Genomic DNA, 21,717 nt, shown 5'->3' with positions numbered 1-21,717 from the left:
GCTAGTTTTCTTCCCTATGCTTGGAAATCTTCACCATCCAGGCTGGCAAAGGATAATAAATCTTCATCAGTCTTGTAATCCATCAGCAGCGCTTGTGCAGCATATTTTAATTGCGAATTTTGATGTTCTTTTATTTGTTCATCGAGCATTTCGCGAACAAGCGCGGATAAAGATTTATTATCTTGTTTGGCGATTCTTTTGAGAATTTGTTTTTTGTCGTCCTCAAGCATGATTTGAGTGCGTTTCATAAGACTTCTCCAGATTATACAATATAGCCACACAATCATCATCCGCATTATTAAGCTGTATATCAGGTTTTGCGTCACAGCTTGCAACACACTCATCCATCGGTGGAAATTCTCGGTAAATTCTCGTCCGAAACGCATTCATCCAAAGGCGTGTTTATACCCTCGACAATCTTCTTTACCATTCCCGGTATTGCCGCAAGATGTAGTGTTTCCTCAATGGCGCGATAGTCCTTCTCGGGGATTACAACCACATTGCCTGATTCTCCTGTGATGAAGAGGGGTTCGCCGGAAGCGATCACCGCTTCAACCAGCTTGAACAAATTATTTTGTGCATTTGTGATATTGATTATGGGCATTGTCCGCTCCTTTTATAACAGGTCTTGATATTTTTCATCCAGTCCATATTTCCGTCCCCGACGGGAAGTATCCAATACCACCAGCCAGCCTTGAGCGACCCAATTGCTAAGCAATTCTCGTGCCTGACGGGTGGAAATCCCCAGTAAATTAGCTACATCGCCAGATTGTATAATTGCCTGTTGGGCGAACAACCCTAAAATTCTTCTGGCACGGTGATCGAGAGGCCGTAATAGGTCCTGAGCGACCGGGTCCTCCATACCCGGTTCAGTTTTCTGGCGGACCACCTGCGCCACTCGCTCAAATACAACAGACATACCTTTAAGGAAATAATCCAACCAGGGAGTAATATCCGCTTCATTTCGTCCAAAGTAGTAGTTGTGATGGGGATGTGTGACCAACGCCTCATAATAGCCTTCCAAGTCTTCGGAATAAAACTCCTCCAGAGCATAGAACTTTCCCAGATCATAACCCTCATTGTACAGAATCCAGGTAGCGAGTGTACGGGCAGTCCGGCCATTGCCATCATAAAAAGGATGAATGGTTACCAATTGATAGTGGGCAATACCGGCGATCACTGGCACAGGAATTTCTTCTTTTGCAGATTGAATCCACTTAGTCATCTCTGTCATTAATTCTGGCACATCATTTGCTTCCGGAGGCATGTATACAATGCCGCCGTTCGTATCCCGAATCACATTTTGTCCATCCCGATAAGGAGTGGCTTTTGTTCTTCGACCAGTATATAAAATTGCATGAAGTTTTTGGATACGGGCTTCAGTGATCTTTTGATCACACTCCACCCAATTTTCAACTTGCTGTAAAGCCCGATAATATCGTTCCACTTCCTGTACATCTCGTTCCCGGCCAGGGATCAGGCGTCCTTGTTGGATAACTTCTTCGGCCTCTTTAAGGGTCAGACGGTTGCCCTCAATTCGGGTCGAGAAGTGAGTTGAACGGATATGGGCTTGGATCCGAAGTTGCTCAGCAACCAATGGTGGCAAAACGGTCAGGCGAACCATTTCCCGTACACGTTCAACAATTTGTAGGGAGCGCACAATAGAAGGGGTAAAAGAGTAATGGTATGGCATACGTGAATTATACCATTATTGCCGATAAACCGCCGATAAAGATCCGATGAACCGCCGATAAAATGAGGCAATCCAATGAGTTGTGCTGACCTTTTGGATAGTGCAACAGCTTGGATTTGGTTAGGATGAATCAGTAAAATCCCATACAGAGGGGGATGATAGCCAAAAGAACCATGAGGACGCATCATATCAGGGAATTTCAAAGAAACGACATTCTTTAGCTCTTCAATGACGAAAGACGAAAGAGTAAGCTGATATTTTTTTTCGATTCTCTTGATCAACGCATTCATCCGCAGACTCGGGAACAGTAATGCAGATAGAAAAACATTGGAGTCGAGCATAACACGGATTGTTTTTTTATTGGTTTCGGCGAACATCTTTTACCAAATCCACCGCGTCCTGCTCTGTTTTCAGGCCAAGTCTTTCCGCTTCTCCAGTAAACGATTCCTGCGCCATTTTCAAAGCAAGCATAGCAGCATTTCCCATGACGATGCGCCCGTTTTCCTCCAGGAAGACAACTTTATCGCCATCCTTGACGCCCAGTTTTCTCCTGATTTCAATGGGGATAGTGATTTGTCCTCGAGTAGTAATTTTTGCCAGTTCCATTTGATACTCCAATCTGATTAACAATGAATGCATTGTAATCCATGAATCTCTTACATCATACTCTGCTTTGTTACCAGTGGACATTTATAAGTAGAGGCATTTTAGCCGACTAAGCCGTGAAGGCACCTCTGGGCTTCCTGCGGTAATTAGAGTAACAAGCCGGCCCGGGGATCATTACAACTTCCCCGATATCTTCAACGAACACCGGCGCTCTCTCCTTTGGGGAGCGTCCGGTCACTTCTTTCCAGGCTGACCTGAAAAGCAGATGCAGCCGCCAGGCCTGCCGTTGGGTCTTTACAACAACAACTTCTTTCAACATCATTTGCTCCAATCTCGTTCAGCAGCCGTGCCAGCTGAAGTAATAGATCATAGAACTCTCTGCACGGGAGAGCGTCGTACATACAAGCCACATAACAGAAAAAATCCTCCATGACGCGGGAGGCAGAGCGCCGGCCGGAAATGACCGGGTGGAATTAAATTGCGAAATAGCGCAGCGGTTTTGTCGCGCTGCGCTTACTTATAGTTTTTGATTAGTAGTACCTGTGTCTGTGACCGCGACCAACAAAGATCTTGGCGATCAGGATCACCAGGATCAGGGCCCCAAAGACCCACAGCACGTCGTCAATCCCGATATGCGTTACCGGGACGGGCTCCAGGGTGGACGCTATCAAAAATATACCTGCGGCGACCATCACGATAAAAGCCATATCAACCTCCTTGGTCAATGGCGAACAACCTCAATAGGATCATCACGTTCTTTCCTGTGGCCTGTGAGAAAAGGCAGATCTCCCACAGGCCTTGATGACCATACATCTGGTGACCTGGGCGGTATGTGCCGCTCGCGTGCGGGCGAGCTCCTGCCACAATAAAGGTGGAATGAGCGCAGTCACACCCCCTGTGCGCTCAGAGAGAACCAGTTAACTTGAAGGATCAGCGTACCTGCAGAACAGGCCACCATTCGCCAATGTGAGTAGATTGGCTGAACAACGTGCAAAGGACCAACTAACTGCATTGATGATGTGCAAGGTTTTACCAGACATGAAAAGCTCCTTTCTCTGTCTGTTAACACGGTTGATTGACACTTATATCCCTTTTTGCTACAATCGAGTTATCTCCTTTCTCGGCGAAAGCCAAAAAAGTAGACACGATTGAGAAAAACACCATGGTCAAGATGGTGTTTTTTCTTTAATCAATTGAGATGGGGTGTCACTGGGGGAATTAAACACTTTTAGCCATCGAGGGGATGGCCATTATGGATTTTGGTGATGTAGAGAAGACGCTCCAGAAGCGCAATGCAACATAAAAAATATAGTGACTACATTATAGGCATCCGACCGAGTACCCGTCAACACTTTATCTACTTTCTTATCTTACAGATATATTGTCACTTATCTTACATACATATTATTCGTATAGACATTGTTGATTACAACACTTTTACTCAACGCCTCCCCGGTCTGCGCGCGCCGGGTAGGGCCAGTCAGGAGTGCGCGTCTGGGCGAGCGAGGGGTGCGAACGGGAGAGGATGTTCGCAGCTGCCGGCTTTTGCTCTAACCTGGTGCAGCAGCTCAGTCAGGTGATCCTCGCGTATCCACGCCAATCCCTAGCCTGGCTTATCCCCGCAAACAGGGTAGGCGTGAAAGACAGGGGCAATGATGCCGGCAATATTCCGCCTCATCTCTCGAACCTTGATTAACCAATAGGTAGATAGGACTGTAAGTAAGAAAGAGCAAGAAAGATGAAGGAAATTCAAGTAATTGATGAATAGTAGATCAATGCAAAGTAGAAATTATTTACTATATACAACGATCAATACTATCAAACCAATAAACACAGAATAGAGCAGCCTAAAGAAAAATAAACCTCAATAAAAATCATCAAGATCTATCGCAAAGAAACATTAGAAAAGAATCGATAAAAGAAATTAATAACATACGAATTATATATAGTAGTCTGCAAAACGCGCTTCCTCAGTAACCTATCACTCATTTCATTCAATATGAGGGCTTGTTTTCACCTTAAATGAACATTAAATGACGAAAACTACTTCAAATGAAGTAGAGGCATTCTTGGCTCTTTTTTTTGTTTTTTTCATGGGGGATGCTAATCAAATATTGTCTGATTTCATACTCGGATGGTTGATAAATTTCTTCCACAATGGGCTTTTTGATTACAAAGTAATCAAAAAGGAGAGGAGGTTTATTAATGCCCAATTAGAAAATATCCACAAAAGACAGGTTTGAGGCCATAATATGCTAAAATTTTTATTGCGGTATGTTGTATTGATAATTATGGAGGAAATTTGGCATGGCCGTAGCAATAACAATTGCTCATATAAAGGGCGGCGTTGGAAAGACCACACTCACAGCAAATCTCGCATCAATCGCCCAATCAAAAGGACTTAGGGCCCTTGTTGTAGATATGGACGCTTCAAGCAGCTTCTCTTCCGGCGTGTTTGGAGGCGCATCCTCGGAGAATGTTACAGTATCGCTTAACCGAATTCGGAGCGGAGAATCCGTAGACGATTTAATTGAGTACTCTCCAGGTCTTGGTGTGTGGGTACTCAGGGGAGATGCGAACCGAATTTATGGCACTGATGATATTGATTATGTTCCTGAATTAATTCGCGAACTCAAGGGATCGTTTGTTTATGATAGGGATGGCTCCTTGTATCCCATAGATATTATGTTTGTCGATTCGCCTGGCGGATCAGCTCAAGTAACGCTTGCCAGCATGATCGGCGTAGAAATGGTTGCGGTGCCAATGTATTTTTCTGACTGGGACCAGTTTTGTCTGCCTTTGATTGGATCACTGATCAAGGCAGCAAGAAAAGCCAGAGTGAATATTGATGGGCGAGAAAATCCAAAATTTCTTGGGATCATTCCAAACCGGGTAACAAGCCATGACTCGGTGCAGCGAGAGATTCTATCTACCATGAAGAGCGAGGAGAAGAAATTGCTCTTACCCTTCATCCCTGAAAGTAATTATCTTCTGACAACAACCATACGAAGTAACGCCAAAGGGGAAATGGGGGTGTGTAACGTAGCTCCCAAATCATCGCTTGTATATCGCCAATTTCAAAAATTGTGGGAGGCAATAATTTCTCCCGAAACAATTGATCACAAAGCAGCGTACGAGGATCTGACCAGCAGGGTGGGCATAACATTAGAGGAGGTGAACAGTGCCGCTTGATACAGAAAAAATCAGAAGAGGGCAAGCTGAGGTGAGTACTCAACTCGAGGGCGGCGAACCCGCGACTACTTCAGAAAAAACGCAGTCATCTTCACAGAAGCGTTTACGCATTTTGCAGATACCCATAAAATCCATTATCCAATCTTCCGATGTGCAGACCAGGAAGAAGGCGCTTGATCCCCAAACCTCTGACGAGGATGCTCGTTTTGTGAAATCAATCGAGAAGCATGGGGTGCTGATACCGGTGAAAGTCAAGCCATATGATAAAAGTGGCACTTTCCAAATGGTAGCAGGACATCGCCGACTAGCGGCATGTGCGCTACTAGGTTTTGTCACTATTCCCGGGATTGTTGCCCGTCAAGAGGAAAACAGTGATGAGCTAACTCTTTACACCGTGATTGAAAATGCTCACAGAAAAGATTTGTCCGATCCCGAAAAAGCTTATTTAGCAAAGGATTTGGTCGATCGGGGACTAACGCAGCGTCAGATTGCTGATGAAATGAACTGCAACCAATCATATATTAGTTATTACTTAAATTATCTCGAGATAAAAGACAAGAGTATTTTAAAACTCGTAGATGAAGGAAAAATCGGAGCTCGGTACGCTATTGAAATTATGAATGTTCCTGAAACGGTTCGTTCGATTATTATCAGCGCAATTAATTCGGGGGTTTCATACAGCGAAGCGATCAAACTCGCCAACGGTTCTGGAGTCAAACACAACGAGGAAAATGTCATTGATTCAGACGCTGATGATGGTGGAGATCCGATGCCAGAATCCGACACAGGAGCTAAACAAAGAAAATCTCAGGAGGCCACTTCTTCTTCGGAAAAGAGAGATCCAAATATCGATGAGCGTCTTGCAAAGTTACTGCCTGTAGAGGATCAGTATATTAATGTAATGGAATATACAAAGGGAAATCCTGACATTCAAATTTACGCGTTAGCCGCATGGGTACGAACAAAAGGTAATTTTGAAGATGGGCTGGACTCGTACAACGGCACGCCAAAAACAATAACAAGAAAGATGAACTCAATCGTTAAAACAAGTGCAAGCCTGGCTATTTATTTATCTTATGCGCATGCAGATATAACAGAGGCCGAGGTCCAGCGCTTGATCGCCTGCGTATTCGATCCAATTGTTGTAGAAGGCTGATTTATGAATCAAGACTTAAGGTCTGTAATAGGCGATAAAGAACTTTCTGAGAAGTTGATCGGTTTTTGGAAGGAGAGGGGACCTGAAGATGAAGATGACTTGCTTCTCGTTACCGCGGGACTTATGGCGGGCAAGCAAAGGCTTTCTCCAGTAACGGCACTGACTGTTGCCACCTCGCTTAGAGATATTGCCCCTCAGGAGTATAAAGCATTGCAGCTTCTTGCGAATACGATGCTTATGCTTAAGCAAGTTGGAGACACCCTGTCAGAAAAAAATAATCCAACCAGGGCTTTTCAGTCGGACTTCGCTGAGGCCATCACAGGCATCGGCGAGAGAATCGTCCGATTTGGAAAAATCATCAACAAGGAAATGGGGGAGGGCTAAGAAAAATATTGAACAAACTCAACAATTTACCGAAAGAAAGCTAATCATATGCAAATAAGGTTTCGAAGCATTTTGATATTTAGGGAAAGGATTTTGGATAAATGAAGAAAACTATTGCGATTCTGGTCGGGGTGGCAATATTTATATTTGCCATCGTTGGCATGTTTGTGGTCAGCCGTATCATAAACCCGCCTTCACAGGAAGTTGTCATTGCGGTATCTGATCTCACTGAGGGGCAGATGCTTTCCGCAGATGTCGTTCAGGTCGTCAGCGTTAATATGAAATCGGCTCAGCTGACACACTACTTAACACCGTCGATTTTGGAGAGCAGAGGATACATTGTTCAGGTTATTGATTATGTTCCTGAAGGAAACTTCATTCCCCTGTCTGCTCTGCTCTTTTCAGACAATCCAGAAGCGGAGAGTCAGACATCGTTGGGTCTTGACGCCCCCAACCTTGTTGCCATGGTTATTCCGGTAACTTCCTTAACCTGTCCTCCGGATGTCAAGCCAGGTGATCGCGTTGATATCACAATGGATATTGGTTCAGCATCTTTCATGACAGGCACTTTTTCATCCGAGCCAACATCTGTTTCGAATAGTTCTTATTCGTCTTCACGATCCAATACGACATCCGAAAACGGGTCCGATGCCTCCATAGATAATCCAATACTGTCTCCACTCCCAACATCAACGAGTGAAGCCTTGCTCTCCCTTCCGGTTACAAAGACAATCACCCGAGCTGAGGTTCTTAAAATAATCTATGAAGTTCAGCTGAGCGGAACCGTCACGGGTGACGAGTCAACAGAAACCGGCGAAATCATTGGCATTGTTGTGGCAGTGCAGGCCGAAGCCCAGGAAGCCATAAGTTTTGCTATCCATAACGGAGAGGTGAGGGTTGCTATTCTATCACCAGGGGCAGAAGATAAGTTGGCGACAGCGGGTATGTCCTGGGAAGATATTGTCGATTATTTCAAGTGGAATAGACAACTCTGGCTCGCAGGTTCAGAAATTATGGAGTCAGAAATTGATGCCCCTGGCGCAGCAGTTTTATATCCAACGCTGATGGCAACTTATTATCCAAGTCCTACGATGATGCCTACGGCAACACCAGAACCCGAAGCCATTGAGGATGGGACGCAACCAACCTTGGACCCGTCGCCGACACCAGATGCTGGCGGGTAAGACAAAGGAGATAAGAATTGATGTTTGATCAGAACACTCAACCGAACGCTGTTCCGGTTGCGATATTCGCAACAGCCGCGGACGCACAAAATATCTCTGCTTTGTTTGACAGTCTTTATCCTAATCAGTATGCGATGATATTTAAATACACCGATTTTGCAGACAGTCGCTCACGCCAATCGGTTATTGATTCGGATATCAAACTAGTTATTGTTCATCAGGGTGTGGACGGATTTACAACAAGTGGATTGCATGAAATGGCCACAAAACAAGGAACGACCCCGCGAGTTGTTGTGGGCATCGTAACTACGGAGGGGGATATTTACGATGTCGCCTTGCAGTACGATGTGGTTCCTTTTCGCCCCCCGGTCAGAAAAGCAATTATTGATGAGATCCACCGCGGTTATCCCCAGTATCTAGCTGAAGCCATTCAACGCTTTTCAAAGAGAGAGTCTATTCCTGAAAGGTTAGTCATCCCCGAAGAAGCAATGCCTCACCTTATGTCAACGCCAGGAAATGTCCGGCAAGCATTGCAAATTTTAACTTTTTGGAGTTCAAAAGGCGGGGTAGGGAAAAGCACTGTAGCGATAGAAATGGCAAGGATCCTTGCTGATGTGGCTGGCCGACATGTGTTGTTGGTTGACGCAGATGTATCCAGAGGCTATGTTGGCCCCCGGATGGGCAAAAGGGCAGAAGAAGCGGTCTTCAACAATCAAAATATAACCAACCTCGCTCAAACATTTATGATGAACGGGAATTCATTGAAGGGTATTGAAAACTATATCTTTAGACAGCCGGGAATTGTCAAGGGTAGTGAAAGCAATCTGGATATCATTTTGGGATTGAAGACTATGGAGCAAGCAACCTTGCCCTGTTTTCTTGGTGATAACGGCAAGCAAGGTGAAACTTTCATAAAAGCGTTATGTCAGTATGCTCAAAATATGGGGTATGAGTTTCTATTATTTGACATCGGCCCCACAGTACTCACACCAGTTCACAGAGCAGCAATCGAAGTCGCGAGCACAATGATGGTGATTACAACGCCGGTATATCCTTCCATCAAGCCCACGGTGGATGGGATAGAAACCCTTGAAGAGGAGAAGATCAAAAGCCGTTCTCAAATGCGTCTGATAATAAACGAATGGGTGGAGCCTGAAAGAGGCATTGATCTGGGGTTCACAGAAAGTGATTATCCGGAATTCTCGCATGTCACACTTTTAGGGACTTTGCCCGCTGTACATCAAAAATATATATACCCAATTGTCAATCACGCCCAGCTTATTACCGATTGGTTTGTCACATCAAAAGACCCACCCAATGAACTTTCCGACCTGATTCGAGGATACCTGAACTTGTGCGAATCATTTTCGGCCGGTACTCGAAAAGCTGGTGCTGCGAAGTTTGAAAACTTGAAAATTGCAGTAACGGGCGGACGAGAAGGAATTCTTGGCAATAAAAATAAAAAGAGTTTATTCGGTGGGAAGAAAGGCAGACTTCAATGACACCCATTGGTAGCGCTAACAGCAACGTAATTCTCCCAATGCACAAAGAGGGGGAGGCGCGCCAGAGAGGAAAGTCAGCACAACAAATACTTGCTGATCTTACTGAAAAAACCAGAGATAAAATTCGTGAAACACTTTCTGTTGATGAACAAAAGAGTGTCGAGAACGATCCCGTTCTAAAACAAAAAGTGCTAACCACGGCGAGAGCAATCATCGTCACCGAGCAACAATCCTTTTTGGCAAATCCGTCACTAGGCGAATGGCCTTCTGGCACACCCGAAAGAATTGCTGAGAGAATTTACTCGTCTATTTACTCCTTGGGACCAATTGATGACTTGCTAGAGCTGGAAGGTGTAGAGGATATTGCAATCAACGGGCCCAACGAGATTTATTTTAGAGATGCTGCGGGCTGGCACCCCGCAGATAAACTGCTAACCGATCAGCTCACGGGTGACCCAAACTCGGAAACCCTTCGTTACAATACAGCAATTCGCAATCAGGGGAAGAGCGCAGGCCCCCAAACACCCATTGTGGATGGATACGTCACACCTTTGAAACATAGGATCTCAATTGTTGCTTCCCCGGTCTCGGCAGATTTCAGTCCTTGTGTGGTTATCCGGAAGCATCGTGAGACATCTTTTTCTCTTGAAGATTTCACAACCATGCCTCAACAAGAACTTCAGACTGCTGCCAGCAGAGAAAAAATCGTTGACATGAACGACATTTGGGATCCAAACGCAATCTTCACCCCGGCGGCTGCAGGTTTCTTTCAATTGGCAGTGTTGACAGGATTGAATATCCTCGTGCTGGGGCGAACCGGTGTAGGAAAAACCGCTTTTCTCTCGATGCTTGGGTCACTCATTCCAAAAGATCGTCGAGTGCTGGTAATCGAAGACACCAGAGAGCTTAAGCTGAGACCTGGTGGCAATCCACAGAACTGTGTGTATTTCACCACCCAACAAGCCCAAGCTGAAGGGGGCTTAGACATCCCCATGCATATGCTAATCAAAACTGCACTACGACAGAGGCCAGACCATCTTGTTTTGGGGGAGGCGCGTGGAGCAGAAATGTGGGACTTACTAGCTGCTATGCAAACAGGGCATGACGGAAACCTAACGTCAATTCACGCTATTTCTACAGAAGAGGTGATGCAGCGTATTGAGTACATGGTCATGCTACCACCAGCCAATATTATTAAGCCCCGTGAGCAGCTTAGCTCTTTGGTTGCGAGCTCATTCCATCTTGTTGTCAGCTATCTCATGTCCGCAAATGGGCGCAGGCATATCGCTGAGGTCTCTGCTCTGTCTGGTGAAATTGAGGAAACTCCATCCGGGTGGCAACCAAAATACTACCCCGTATTTTTGGGGGGAGAGGATCGCAACTACATTATGGAATTGCGGTCTCAGGATTGTCCTCTCGAAAAGAACTTTCGTCGGATAGGCCATACATTCAATGAAATTGTCGAGCTTGAGAAAAAGACAAAAATCCGACTTGAAGAACTAAGGGCACAAAGAAAGGAAGCCAACAAATGCTAAATTTTGTATTGATATTGATTGGCGCAGTCGGATTATTCCTTGCCATTTCTGCAGCGTTTGGTTTTTTTCGACATGACGACGCAAAGATCATTGCGACAGGTGGCAAGGTATTAAAAGAAATATCCCTAAAAGAAAAAATTGAAACCTTGTTGCGCCAGGCGCATGCGCCCATTTCCGTAAAAGAATTTGTTACGATCAGCCTTGCAATTGGCGCAGGTCTGGCTGTGGCAACTTATCTCGTTGCAGGTGGACTTATCGTTCCCTTCGTTTTATTCTTCTGTGGGGGTGTGATTTACTACTTGTACTTGATCGAGAGACGAGATAAGTTCATGCTGAAATATGAAGAAGCCATGCCACTGGTCACGATCATCATTCGAGAGTATTTACGCGTTCACGGAACCAACCTGGTTGGGGCGTTGGAGGAGGTTACTCACGAGGGGCCAAAGCTTGTACAGCAGGATTTTTGGGATCTCTCAGCCGCTTTCCAACATCCTGCAAATATTGACATGGAGATTATCAACAAAATACTTACTTATCGTAATTCACCTGGCTTGGCAAAAATTATCGAGCTGCTTCTCAGCTACTCTGGGACAGAAATGAGCATGATAACAAAAGCATTGGATGAATTACAGATTACGATTCAAAAGGAGGCAGACATCGCCTCTGAGAATGCAGCAAATGTCTTGGGGCCCAAGCGTAATCTCATGATAATTTGCGGTATCGTGCTTTTTGTTACCGCATTCTTGATTATTTCCAGTCCCATATTCCGACAGGTGTATGCGTCAGCAATTGGTCAGATTGTTTTGCTGGCGGTACTGGGAATGACTGCTGGCGCATATGTTATTGGTTCTCGAGCAACTTCAAAAGCATCTATGGCTCGACCTTACGTTATCAAATATCCGGAGCAACGAGTCCAGGCAGTTCCACAGCGCACTTTCGAGAAGTAGAAGAAAAAGGGAGGCGTTATGACCGCAGCACAAATTCTATTCATTTTCTTGGGGGCTTTAGGCATTTGGCTCATCATCATGCAGGCTTTTAGCCTATTTGGCAAAATTACAAGCAAACAAAAAACAGATGCGTTTACGCTTCATGTTCAATCTGTTGAGAGAGCAGCTCACGGAGAGAGTGTTGAGGAACTAACTTTGCTGGAGAGGATGGCGCGCACTTTTAGCAATTTAACAAAACGAAAAAACAGCGACGATGCAGACCTTTCAACTAAACTCTTGCGCGCTGGTCTCCCGTATTTCAGCCCGCAGCATTATTACTCAAGGCAAATCTCATATACCGTACTTCTCGCTTCAATGGGTATTTTGATTGGTTCATTTTTATCCTTGATGCTGAACATGCCGTACTATATTGTGATCATTATTGCCTTTTTTCTTGGGGTTTGGGGATCCACTTTTCCCGCCCAGGAAGTCAAGAAGAAAACCAAAGAGCGCGTCAATGGATTGATACTTGATATGACCTACCATCTGGCGCGATTACAGATGCAGTTTGATCGGTGGGGGCAAATTCGTCCTGCTATCGATAGGGTCGTGGCAACGGCGCCAAAGGAGGTTACGTTTTCAAAGAGCGAGCTCGAATTGATTGAAAAGAAAAGAGACTCAATTCCTCAGGAAATAGCCATCAACCTTAGCTTGTATCTTAGCGGGATAGGCGGCAATCTATTCGCAGAACTTTTAAATCGGTTCACGATGGAGTTGTCCAGAGGGGTTTCCCCAGAGGATGCTGCTGAACGGATGAAACTGCACTTTGAACCAAATTTTGATATGGACCTTTTCTTGAAGACTATTGTTGCGGGCATTAACGGCGAACCGATAGGTGAACGACTGAGGGAGATTGATAACAGGTTGCACAGAGAATTATCCAAAAGGATTAAATTCGCAGGGGCAAAAGCCGAGACGACCATTACACTCGTCTCAGCGTTCACGTTGTTACCGCTGTTCATTGTTGTGGGCGTGCCTATGCTACTAATGGCATCGCAATTTTTTGGAGGTTAGGCCGAATATTGCCAATGTAAGAGCAATATTGATGCAGGACAGGAGGTGAGATTAGGAATATCCGTATTGTAGAATCGAAAATATCGATTTGGTCATGAAGCTTGAGAGTTTTCACGAATGATATTGAGAATAAAAGGAGAATTATCATGAACATTTCAGGACTAGTCCAAAATTTGTTACACCGGTTACTTGATGAACGCGCTGACGAAATGCTCGAAAAAGCAGCGGTCATTGCGATCATTACGGTCGCCGTGCTTGCGTTAATCGCATTGGCGGCAATGGCAGCAGGCGCATTTGAAAATGCTTCAAGTTGGTTTAACTAATTCAGAGAACGTAACTCTCAAGTAAAGATTCTCTAGGCTCTGAAATAGGTGAGGCATGAATAAAACAAGAAATCGCGCCATCGCAGAAAAAGGGGATGCCATATTGGAATTTGCTGCAGCACTGCCGTTATTCATTTTGATCCTCGGACTGACGGGTATTTTTGCGTGGGCGGCCTGGGCTCAGGGAGCTTCCGCGATGATCACAGCGGAAGCAGTACGAGAAGCCGGAATGAACCGAAACGGAGAAGTCTATCCTGAAGTTGGAGGGGAAATATTCTCCACCGGAATTTACTCTCTTCTTGGTTCAAAAACCGGTTCACTTATTGGTTTCCCAACCATTACCGCCAATCCGACACAACACCAGGTCACCTTGGATCTGACGAGTACGGGGGATGTGATGTTTGGAATATTAGGGCTTACCTTCGAGTGGGCTGGTGGAGGTTCTGCAAGGATGCAGAACTTTTATCCAGGCCCGCCTGATACATGGGAATGAAATGAGCGATGGGAAAAATAAAACCTAAGGCAGAAATGAGGCTTGAGCAAGGAGATGCGATACTCGAATTAGCGGCAATACTACCGCTGATGATGTTGATTATTGCATTTGTTTTACTCATCGGTCCGTACCCACGGGTGATCATCGCAACCAATCAAGCCAGTTATGATTGCGCCATGGCCGCCGCCCAATCTCTTGATATGTCTCAAGGATATACACAGGGAGTATTGGTCGCTGCTCAGTCATTTGATGCCTTTAGCCTAGATTACAGCAATGTGTCCGTACGGGTGTTTGGAGATTGGAACCGTGGAGGACAGGTTGGATGCACAATTTCTTACGAAATGCCTTTAGAGGCCTTTCCAATGATCCGGGTGGTCAACGTTCCAAGCAGTATTGAGCATACAACAGTATTACCTGTTCAATATTACAAATCAGAATGGACGGACAACTAGCGATGAAGAAAATAAACGGGACTGTTCAAAATAATAATTACCGTCCGTCATGGATCGAAAGCGGCCAGATCATTGTGATATATGCAGTTGCATTAGTTGTGACCCTTGTTATGGTGGCGATCGCCTACGACCTGGGTGGCGCTTTTGTTACTTATCAAAGAGTAACAACAGCCACCCAGGCCGCTGCTTTTGCTGCTGCGCAACAGATTGACCTGGAAGAGTTTTACTCGACGAACGAGGTAAAAATCGATCCCTCGGCTGCGGCTGCAGCCGCAGGACAATACGCTTCACTTAATAATGAGGGATTGGCGATTGTTTCAATTGGTGTTTATGACGATCATGTTGTGGTTGTCAGCCAAATGAAGTATCAAAGTTTTTTCGCAGACGCGATTGGATTCGGCACGATCGAATCTGAAATAACGGCAATCGGTTATCCCGCCTATGGGATCGACGATAAAGGTCAATAAACAGAAGGTGTGCCGGGGAGGTTTACCCTAAAAAATTGTTATTATGGAAATACCAACCCCGACATTTAGAAATATTTGGAGAAAAAAATGAAGTCCACAAAGAAATTTAGCTGCATTGTATTGATCATCATGGTACTTTCAGGTGTTTTAGTTGCCTGCACACCAGCAGAGACGGCGATCCCCGAGACGACCGAACAATCGCCGGGGGTGACCGAAGCTAGCACGATCGCTCCCGAGACTGTTGCCACCGCAGTGCAGGAGACACAATCCGAAACGGAGGAACTTGCTCTCTCCGATCCGGTGACATGGGATTTGTCGGATAGTGTCAAGCAGGTGGATGAATATGGTTACACCTCTTATATTCTTGAAGATTGGCAGGTCAACTTTGTATTGACGACAGTGATCGATATGTGGAACACAGTATATTATGAGGCCGACCATATTATTACGCCGGAAGAAGTGGAGCAGTACTTTGACACAGAGTCCCCGGCATGGGTAGGGGACGGCGCATCGAACATTGGTTTTTTGGGTCAATATGAAAACAACGTAGAAAAAGGATTATTTGGTAGAGTGTCTTACCCAATCGCTGAGGGCTACGATCAGTATTACAACAATTGGAAAGCCTGGGCGGTTGAGCCCCCAGAGGATTTTACTGATACTCCTGGGTATAGTCGTTTCGATAACTTCACTGTTGTGGTTCAGTTCCGAATGGAAGAGGCGCCACTTTACACGGTTAACGAGGAGAACGAGGTGGAGTTTGAGAACACCTATTGGGGGCCGATGTCCTTTACTTATTATCTTCAATACACTGATGGGAATTGGAAAATAGTGGAAGAGTTAGCTAGCGATCTTGGCACATATGACCCTACGCCAACCCCGAGCCAAGATTGAATAAAAATTTCAAAAATAGAAAAAGGAGGATTATGAAATTACTAAAGTGCTTCACTGTCTTCTTCCTGAACATTCTCCTGGCTCTTTTAATTTCAGATTCTGTAAAAGCGCAAGGGAGTAGTACGGGCTGTGAGGGGGCGGCTATGTGGGGAGAATGCACCTCAACCACTATCACCGCCGGTGAAACCACCACTCGCTCTACTGAATGGGTCACCGAAGTTGAGTATTACGAGGAAGAGTGGGGTGGTTTTTCCGAGATCATGTTGGCAGGTTATTGGCAGCCTGCTGAGGGACAGACCGGCGTGATAATTGATTCAGATATGCAATGTGGCAATCCAATCACGAAAAATGGCAAAAGATATTGCCGTAGTGCAGATCTTGTTTGTGCGATCAGCTGCGATTGGGGAAGCGGAATGATGCAAGGTTTGGCGGCCGTATACCACAATGGCGAATGGGAAGCTAAAAAAACGTTCATAGATGAACCGATTTCCAACGAGAATGCATGTATCAACCTGTTTGGGGTGTGGGAGGACAGAGATTGGGACGGTGAAATGGAGTGCTGGTCGACTTATCCGCCATTTAATGAAATCACTGATCAAGTAGCCCTCTACGAAATCGTATACGAAGGTCCTGAAGCCTGTGAATATAGAAAAGAGGACGGATTTCGTTGGTTTGATTCGTGGGACGAGATCAACACTTATCCTATCGAAGACGTGATTATCGAGGAGTGGGAGTACATTGAGGTCGTTACCCACTATTGGGGAGTTTCTGTTCAGGTGCCCTATCCCTGCGCTGGCGTAACACGCACACCATACCCTCGAGCGATTGTGGGCGAGTCTTCCTACTTCACGGTTACGGCTGACACAATCACCGCCTCAACTGAGGTTTCTGATGTTTGTACGCCAGACGTTGAATCCTACCTGGTAGAGGTTCGGATAGTGCCAATCGAATCCATTTCACCGGTGTGGGTCTGGGATGAAAGATCCTTCTCAGACAACCCAACTGTATCTGAAGGATGGACGGTCTCCCATACCTGGGACACATCTTCATACAGCCTTGATGGAGAGTGCGAGGATTTATCCTGCGATAAACCACTGTGGGGACCCTCCTTAATTGGTGAGTGGCTGCCGGCATATAAAGTCAATGTGTATATTGCCTATCAACTGGAAGTCCGTCGAACATGGACGGATTGGTACGGCCAAGTTCATGATACCGGCTGGGAAGCCATCGACCTCACGACCTTTGGCTACAATACGTCATTTCTGATCCTGTCCGGGGCGCGCGATGTTACCATTCCCCAGGCGGGCGCTATGGCTCCGAAAGAAATAGATGAATGCATCGTGCCGGTGCCGGTAATCGAGGCTCAATCCATCCTTTCTGGAGATTAAGGAGAAATTTTTCGGTCAAATGACATGCGCTACAGCGTGGCAGTCCTCATCACCATCTGGTTGCTCATAGCGGCGGGTTATGACGCAGTAAAAAAGAAATTTCCCAACTGGCTGGGTTTGATTGGTCTAGCAACTTATCCAATTAACTTCTTGTTGTTGGGGCGTGAAGACGAATTGTTGAGCGACTGGGCGATTACGTTGGCCGCTCTCATATTCTCTCTCATCATGTTGATTTTTGATGTATGGGGTGCCGGCGATTCAAAATTCGTCACGATTTTGTTTTTGTGGTTTCCATTCATAGAATTAGCAGTTTTACAGCTTGTTATATTGCTGATCGTGCAGATCGGAATAATTACCTATAAAAAGGTTAGCAAAAATTATAACAAAGCCGCAAGCGTACCCCTTATACCATTTTTCAGTTTAGGCTGGTTGTTTTGGGTAGTAATAAAAATATTGTAAGGAAAGCACAGAGATGAACTCGGTGGTATCAAGCACATTATCCAATATTGAGGATATTCGCAACCTAGTAACCCCGTTAATCGGGATTGGGCTGTATTTTATATCGGCCTTTTTCATGGTCAGGATATTGGTGCTGATCTTTGTTGGACAGGTTGATATCGCCACATCCAGGATCAATGCGATTTCGGATATTGTCGTTCAAGGGCTGTATATGCTACTTACGCTTCTTCTGGCTGTAAATGTTCAAACCATTAGCCTCACTATTACTACTGTATTCAGCGAGCATTCCGAGATATTAACCACCAGCAGCATTGGGAATTTAAAGTACCTCATAGAGCCTCTGGGTGGGTTGCTGATCAAGTTGGCCGGCACATTGGCGGTCTCATTCACCCTGGTAGCAGTTGTATTCAGCGTATTCAAAGGACAGCTATCAGCGATGTCCGGCTCCATTATGGGACTCAGCGAAAGTGCATTTCAGGGCATTGGTGTAATGCTTATTTTTGGAATTGGAATTGTTGTTATCGTATTGGGAAGCAGTTTGATTTGATATCTAACCGGAAATAGATAAATGAGGAAACGATGAAATATAAGAAAAGAATATTTGCGACCCTTGTTCTGGTCACACTGCTTCTGTTTTGCCTCGTAATCAATACTTCAACGGTATTTGCTCAGGATGGCGGCGGCGACGAAGGAGAGGAAGAGGGAAGCCAAGTGGGTGGATTTGACGACGCCATAGAGCCTGTTACGGACCTTGTAAAAGAAATCGCCATGTCAATTATCAAATTCCTGACATTTATCGGAGGCGTTATCTTTGTTCTTACCGTTGTCATTGGCGCAGCCAAAGGCACACTTGGGTCTGCTCTGGGGAATCGTATGCAGGTGTCCTCTTCTTTAATGGCGTTGCTCATGGGTGGGGGCTCATTGTTGTTGATGCTCCTGGCCGTTCCCCTTGCGAATAATTTGTTGGAAATGCTTGTGGATCGTCTTCTTGTTGACGAGGCCATGAATATTCCTAATATCGTGGAGATGGCAGGCGCTGAAGGAATCCAGGCATCTACCAATCCAGAGGAATTGTTACAGATCCCGGCGTTGCAGGAAATGATTACCGATATTTCCATCACTATCATCCGTGTAGTGATCACTATTGGCACGATCGCGTTTGTCGTTGCTGTTGCTTTTGGCGCTCTGGACACGCAGATAGGTACGCTATTAGGCGGCGGGCAGATGGTCAGTCAAGGCCTGACAAGGATCATCGGTTCGGTGGCAGGCGTGATTTTCTTGGTCCTGTCCTTTCCACTATCGAAGTGGATGCTCTCTGCCCTGGTGCCCAAGATTCTGCCCAGTATCACAATTAGCACTCCCTTTGGATGATTGTACGGTAAAGGGTTGTGTGTTTAGGCGTGTGCCCTCTTGTTCATGGCTACATATATACTGCAGGAGTCGCTTTGGATGACAGCTTTCAGAAAAGGTAAGGCAAGATTCACATTGCGCATTTTAGCAACTACGTTTTTATTACTAGGATTCATAACCTTTTTCCTTAGCCCGACAGAAGTTTATGCCAGGCCTGTTGGAAATGACGCCATGCCCCAGGAGGGGGACACGGATGGCGACTCTGGCGACGAGGATACCGACACAACCGGAGAAGATGAAGACGATACCGGTTTTATTCAAGGTATATTGACCCATGTCGTATCGATCACCTCTGATTCGCTTTATGAGGTCTGGACGGGCGTGCTTGAAGAAAGCTCGGAGGATTACGTTGATCAAATAGAGCCAAAAGTATCAAAGCTGGCCGACCTTATGGGGGCGATTTATGGGGGCTACACTTCCCAGGGCCTTGAGGGGCTTGTGTTTGAGTCCACAAATGGCTCTCAGACCATAGTAGATAAAAACCTGCTTTCCACCGTTCAAGATGTCTGGCGCAAGGTATTCAACGTGGCGATCATATTTTTCCCATTGGTCATTCTTGTCAATGTGGGTTCAACTATAACCTCCGGGATTTCGGCGCCTGTCGCCAGGGCTGAAATGTTGGAGGGGTTGGTAAAGGCATTGGTTTCTCTTGGCTTTTGTGCCGGCTCTTTCATCATTGGTTCTTATGCAATCAAATTAGGCTGGGGAATATCAGAAGAGTTGAGGCCGCCCATTCTCAATACGTTATTTTCCTCTATGATGCTATTTGTTCCATTGGGCACATACGGGATATTTGGCGTTTTTATTGTGTTTTTGATCGTCACTCTGGTGCTGATGATTTTTATTGCTTTAGTCCTTTCTCATTATGCAGTTCTGGTCATAACCATTGGATTACTGGTCATATCTCCATTGATCATCGTCCTGGGGAATTTCAAACCCTTTAGCTGGCTGTACTGGACCTGGACCAAAGGCTTCACGGTTATCCTTTTGGTGCCATCTGCGAATGCAATTTTGATGTTACTTTGGTCGGCTACGGGGAATGTCGTTGCGAACATCATGAATCCCATCGTCAGCCAATGTATATCTATGGGATTCCTTTGTTTGCTGATCACACTCAATTTTACGATCGGCAAGATCATATACCAGCCGTTCATGGAAGCGACGAAAAAGGCATTTAACGCAACCAAGGATCTCGCGCGGATTGCAATGGGAATCGCGGGCGCAGCAGTGGGGGCAGCTGGAGGTGAGTGGTGCGCTTGGGGCTGCCGGCGCAGCGAGCACTGTCGGGGGAGGCGTATTGCCTGGAGGGGGCGCAGGTGCAGCACAAGGCGCATTATCTGCGAGCGGAGCTAATGCTTCTGCTGGCGCACCCGAGGGCGCCTCTTCATTTTCCCAACCAGGTGGAAACCCACAGAACAACAATCCTTATTTAGGAATGAGCAAAAGCCAACAGAAAGTGGCAGGCTCTCATCTAAACAATGCCCGGGAAACCCTGCGAGCGTCCAGGTCCTTTACGAGTAACGCTCTTAAAAACAGTCCGGTACTAAATGGCGCGGCGCACCTTTTCTTTCAGGGACAAGGACAAAAGATTGCCGGCCAGGAGGCTGCCTTGCAAGCGGCTATTGATAGCCAACCCGCCCGGCGGGATACTGTTGGCGCCTCGCAGTTGCCTCTTACAGATCAGTCTAACCAAAACAACCCTCTCTTCTTTCCGTCTCCTTACGCTTCTACAGCAAAAAGCGCCATTCTCAAAACAGGAGAGGAACCGGAATATACGGAACATTCATATAAAGGGTTCTCGCGAGAAGATTTCAGAGAGCGAGCCTATAACTTCGCCGGGAATGTATACGATGAGCAACGGAAGGAAAATCCTTCACTCGATGATACTTTGAAAAAGGCAGGGGTGACCGAAGGTCAGTATATGGCAGCTCTTGCCTATCAGTCCAATCCTTCGGCGTTTACCACCAGGCGGCCCGACGATCCCCGGGTGTTTAACAACCGGGATGCCCAGGATATTTTCAATAAATTTGAAGGAACAGATCTTGCGGAGATGGCCGAGAGGGCAAAAACCTATTATTCTCCATCGGCAACCCCCGACGAACAACCGCTGTTGTTTTATGACCAACTAAAAGGGAACTCTATAAGCAGTACTGGAAAGGCGTAATCATGTCGTTACCAGCTAAGACTTCGTTCAAGGGCACAGGATTTGGGATCAATAAGCGCGAATTGATCCTGATTGGTAGCGGATTTTTTGCCATGCTGCTGACTCTGGCGATTCCCTTTGCGGGGTTGTTCTTTCGGATATTTTTAGGCTTTTCAATAATGGCTGCGGCTGTTATTTACGCGATGTGGCGGGTGAACGGGCATTGGACAATAGAAAACTGGTTTATGCAAAAGATGCGCCATAACGCCAGTAAGAAACGGTATGTGAAAGGTTATTCAGGGAATGCTGCCGGTAGCAGCAACACCTACGTTGCCACTGAACCTCGTCCCGCGGAGAAGCGCTCTGATGTCTCAGATGTTCGTGAGGCGCCCATATTCAGACTCCCAAGGCGTCTTACGCCCAAAACCAATGGCGAGCT

The 21,717-nt window shown here is 45.9% G+C and carries 27 protein-coding genes; 21 read left to right on the top strand and 6 right to left on the bottom strand.

Annotated features, from left to right (window positions below):
* Nucleotides 1–14: 14 nt before the first annotated feature.
* From ACHZCJ_RS00135 to ACHZCJ_RS00110, 6 genes are all read right to left on the bottom strand, one after another.
* On the bottom strand, nt 15–248 hold the full coding sequence (locus ACHZCJ_RS00135) for a hypothetical protein (RefSeq protein ID WP_321322800.1): 234 nt from the start codon (nt 246–248) through the stop codon (nt 15–17).
* Between the two features lie 92 nt (nt 249–340).
* Nucleotides 341–604 carry a type II toxin-antitoxin system Phd/YefM family antitoxin gene (locus ACHZCJ_RS00130; protein ID WP_321322798.1) on the bottom strand — a complete coding sequence of 88 codons (264 nt, stop codon included), beginning with the start codon at nt 602–604 and terminating at the stop codon, nt 341–343.
* A 12-nt stretch (nt 605–616) separates the two neighbouring features.
* Nucleotides 617–1,624 carry a Fic family protein gene (locus ACHZCJ_RS00125; protein ID WP_321322796.1) on the bottom strand — a complete coding sequence of 336 codons (1,008 nt, stop codon included), beginning with the start codon at nt 1,622–1,624 and terminating at the stop codon, nt 617–619.
* On the bottom strand, nt 1,612–2,070 hold the full coding sequence (locus tag ACHZCJ_RS00120; protein WP_321322794.1) for a hypothetical protein: 459 nt from the start codon (nt 2,068–2,070) through the stop codon (nt 1,612–1,614). Before ACHZCJ_RS00120 ends, ACHZCJ_RS00125 begins: the two co-directional genes overlap by 13 nt.
* Nucleotides 2,051–2,299: an AbrB/MazE/SpoVT family DNA-binding domain-containing protein gene (locus tag ACHZCJ_RS00115; protein WP_321322792.1), complete on the bottom strand. Its 249-nt coding sequence runs from the start codon at nt 2,297–2,299 to the stop codon at nt 2,051–2,053. Before ACHZCJ_RS00115 ends, ACHZCJ_RS00120 begins: the two co-directional genes overlap by 20 nt.
* A 530-nt stretch (nt 2,300–2,829) precedes the next feature.
* On the bottom strand, nt 2,830–3,006 hold the full coding sequence (locus ACHZCJ_RS00110; RefSeq protein ID WP_321322791.1) for a hypothetical protein: 177 nt from the start codon (nt 3,004–3,006) through the stop codon (nt 2,830–2,832).
* Nucleotides 3,007–4,332: 1,326 nt separating this feature from the next.
* On the opposite strand from ACHZCJ_RS00110, the gene ACHZCJ_RS00105 reads away from it, so the two are divergent.
* The 21 genes from ACHZCJ_RS00105 to ACHZCJ_RS00005 all read left to right on the top strand — a co-directional run.
* Nucleotides 4,333–4,542, top strand: coding sequence for a hypothetical protein (locus tag ACHZCJ_RS00105; RefSeq protein WP_321322789.1), 210 nt, complete (start codon nt 4,333–4,335; stop codon nt 4,540–4,542).
* Between the two features lie 64 nt (nt 4,543–4,606).
* The gene (locus tag ACHZCJ_RS00100) at nt 4,607–5,491 is read left to right on the top strand and encodes a ParA family protein (RefSeq protein ID WP_321322787.1); all 885 of its coding nucleotides are present in this window, start codon (nt 4,607–4,609) and stop codon (nt 5,489–5,491) included.
* Nucleotides 5,481–6,647 carry a ParB/RepB/Spo0J family partition protein gene (locus ACHZCJ_RS00095; RefSeq protein ID WP_321322785.1) on the top strand — a complete coding sequence of 389 codons (1,167 nt, stop codon included), beginning with the start codon at nt 5,481–5,483 and terminating at the stop codon, nt 6,645–6,647. The genes ACHZCJ_RS00100 and ACHZCJ_RS00095 overlap by 11 nt, the downstream gene beginning before the upstream one ends.
* A gap of 3 nt (nt 6,648–6,650) precedes the next feature.
* Nucleotides 6,651–7,031 carry a hypothetical protein gene (locus tag ACHZCJ_RS00090; RefSeq protein WP_321322783.1) on the top strand — a complete coding sequence of 127 codons (381 nt, stop codon included), beginning with the start codon at nt 6,651–6,653 and terminating at the stop codon, nt 7,029–7,031.
* Nucleotides 7,032–7,132: 101 nt separating this feature from the next.
* Nucleotides 7,133–8,215 carry a hypothetical protein gene (locus tag ACHZCJ_RS00085; RefSeq protein ID WP_321322781.1) on the top strand — a complete coding sequence of 361 codons (1,083 nt, stop codon included), beginning with the start codon at nt 7,133–7,135 and terminating at the stop codon, nt 8,213–8,215.
* 20 nt (nt 8,216–8,235) lie between these two features.
* Nucleotides 8,236–9,717: an AAA family ATPase gene (locus tag ACHZCJ_RS00080; RefSeq protein ID WP_321322779.1), complete on the top strand. Its 1,482-nt coding sequence runs from the start codon at nt 8,236–8,238 to the stop codon at nt 9,715–9,717.
* The gene (locus ACHZCJ_RS00075) at nt 9,714–11,252 is read left to right on the top strand and encodes an ATPase, T2SS/T4P/T4SS family (RefSeq protein WP_321322777.1); all 1,539 of its coding nucleotides are present in this window, start codon (nt 9,714–9,716) and stop codon (nt 11,250–11,252) included. The genes ACHZCJ_RS00080 and ACHZCJ_RS00075 overlap by 4 nt, the downstream gene beginning before the upstream one ends.
* Nucleotides 11,246–12,199: a hypothetical protein gene (locus ACHZCJ_RS00070; protein ID WP_321322775.1), complete on the top strand. Its 954-nt coding sequence runs from the start codon at nt 11,246–11,248 to the stop codon at nt 12,197–12,199. Before ACHZCJ_RS00075 ends, ACHZCJ_RS00070 begins: the two co-directional genes overlap by 7 nt.
* 18 nt (nt 12,200–12,217) lie before the next feature.
* Complete coding sequence (locus tag ACHZCJ_RS00065) at nt 12,218–13,252, top strand: type II secretion system F family protein (protein ID WP_321322773.1); 1,035 nt, start codon at nt 12,218–12,220, stop codon at nt 13,250–13,252.
* A gap of 146 nt (nt 13,253–13,398) precedes the next feature.
* The gene (locus tag ACHZCJ_RS00060; RefSeq protein WP_321322771.1) at nt 13,399–13,575 is read left to right on the top strand and encodes a hypothetical protein; all 177 of its coding nucleotides are present in this window, start codon (nt 13,399–13,401) and stop codon (nt 13,573–13,575) included.
* A gap of 55 nt (nt 13,576–13,630) precedes the next feature.
* Nucleotides 13,631–14,068 (top strand): TadE family protein, encoded by a 438-nt coding sequence (locus ACHZCJ_RS00055; RefSeq protein ID WP_321322769.1) that lies wholly within the window; start codon nt 13,631–13,633, stop codon nt 14,066–14,068.
* Nucleotides 14,069–14,076: 8 nt separating this feature from the next.
* Nucleotides 14,077–14,520 (top strand): hypothetical protein, encoded by a 444-nt coding sequence (locus tag ACHZCJ_RS00050; RefSeq protein WP_321322767.1) that lies wholly within the window; start codon nt 14,077–14,079, stop codon nt 14,518–14,520.
* A gap of 2 nt (nt 14,521–14,522) precedes the next feature.
* Complete coding sequence (locus tag ACHZCJ_RS00045; protein ID WP_321322765.1) at nt 14,523–14,987, top strand: pilus assembly protein TadG-related protein; 465 nt, start codon at nt 14,523–14,525, stop codon at nt 14,985–14,987.
* Nucleotides 14,988–15,074: 87 nt separating this feature from the next.
* Nucleotides 15,075–15,878 carry a hypothetical protein gene (locus ACHZCJ_RS00040; RefSeq protein WP_321322763.1) on the top strand — a complete coding sequence of 268 codons (804 nt, stop codon included), beginning with the start codon at nt 15,075–15,077 and terminating at the stop codon, nt 15,876–15,878.
* A 32-nt stretch (nt 15,879–15,910) separates the two neighbouring features.
* Nucleotides 15,911–17,266 (top strand): hypothetical protein, encoded by a 1,356-nt coding sequence (locus tag ACHZCJ_RS00035; RefSeq protein WP_321322762.1) that lies wholly within the window; start codon nt 15,911–15,913, stop codon nt 17,264–17,266.
* A gap of 24 nt (nt 17,267–17,290) precedes the next feature.
* Nucleotides 17,291–17,725, top strand: coding sequence for a prepilin peptidase (locus ACHZCJ_RS00030; protein ID WP_321322761.1), 435 nt, complete (start codon nt 17,291–17,293; stop codon nt 17,723–17,725).
* Nucleotides 17,726–17,738: 13 nt separating this feature from the next.
* Nucleotides 17,739–18,272, top strand: a complete 534-nt coding sequence (locus tag ACHZCJ_RS00025; RefSeq protein ID WP_321322760.1) for a hypothetical protein — start codon at nt 17,739–17,741, stop codon at nt 18,270–18,272.
* A 32-nt stretch (nt 18,273–18,304) separates the two neighbouring features.
* Entirely contained in the window at nt 18,305–19,096 is a 792-nt protein-coding gene (locus ACHZCJ_RS00020; RefSeq protein ID WP_321322759.1) for a hypothetical protein, read from the top strand.
* A gap of 78 nt (nt 19,097–19,174) precedes the next feature.
* Complete coding sequence (locus ACHZCJ_RS00015; RefSeq protein ID WP_321322758.1) at nt 19,175–20,488, top strand: hypothetical protein; 1,314 nt, start codon at nt 19,175–19,177, stop codon at nt 20,486–20,488.
* Nucleotides 20,379–21,299 carry a hypothetical protein gene (locus ACHZCJ_RS00010; RefSeq protein ID WP_394699983.1) on the top strand — a complete coding sequence of 307 codons (921 nt, stop codon included), beginning with the start codon at nt 20,379–20,381 and terminating at the stop codon, nt 21,297–21,299. Before ACHZCJ_RS00015 ends, ACHZCJ_RS00010 begins: the two co-directional genes overlap by 110 nt.
* A gap of 2 nt (nt 21,300–21,301) precedes the next feature.
* Nucleotides 21,302–21,717, top strand: a 416-nt coding sequence (locus ACHZCJ_RS00005; RefSeq protein WP_321322756.1) for a hypothetical protein, incomplete at its 3' end; no start/stop codon positions are given.

The sequence above is a fragment of the uncultured Parasphingorhabdus sp. genome (assembly GCF_963677535.2).
In the GTDB taxonomy this organism is placed as follows: Bacteria; Pseudomonadota; Alphaproteobacteria; order Sphingomonadales; family Sphingomonadaceae; genus Parasphingorhabdus.
The sequence above is the reverse complement of the archived record's forward strand: the minus strand, read 5'-3'. Positions and strand labels throughout refer to the sequence as shown.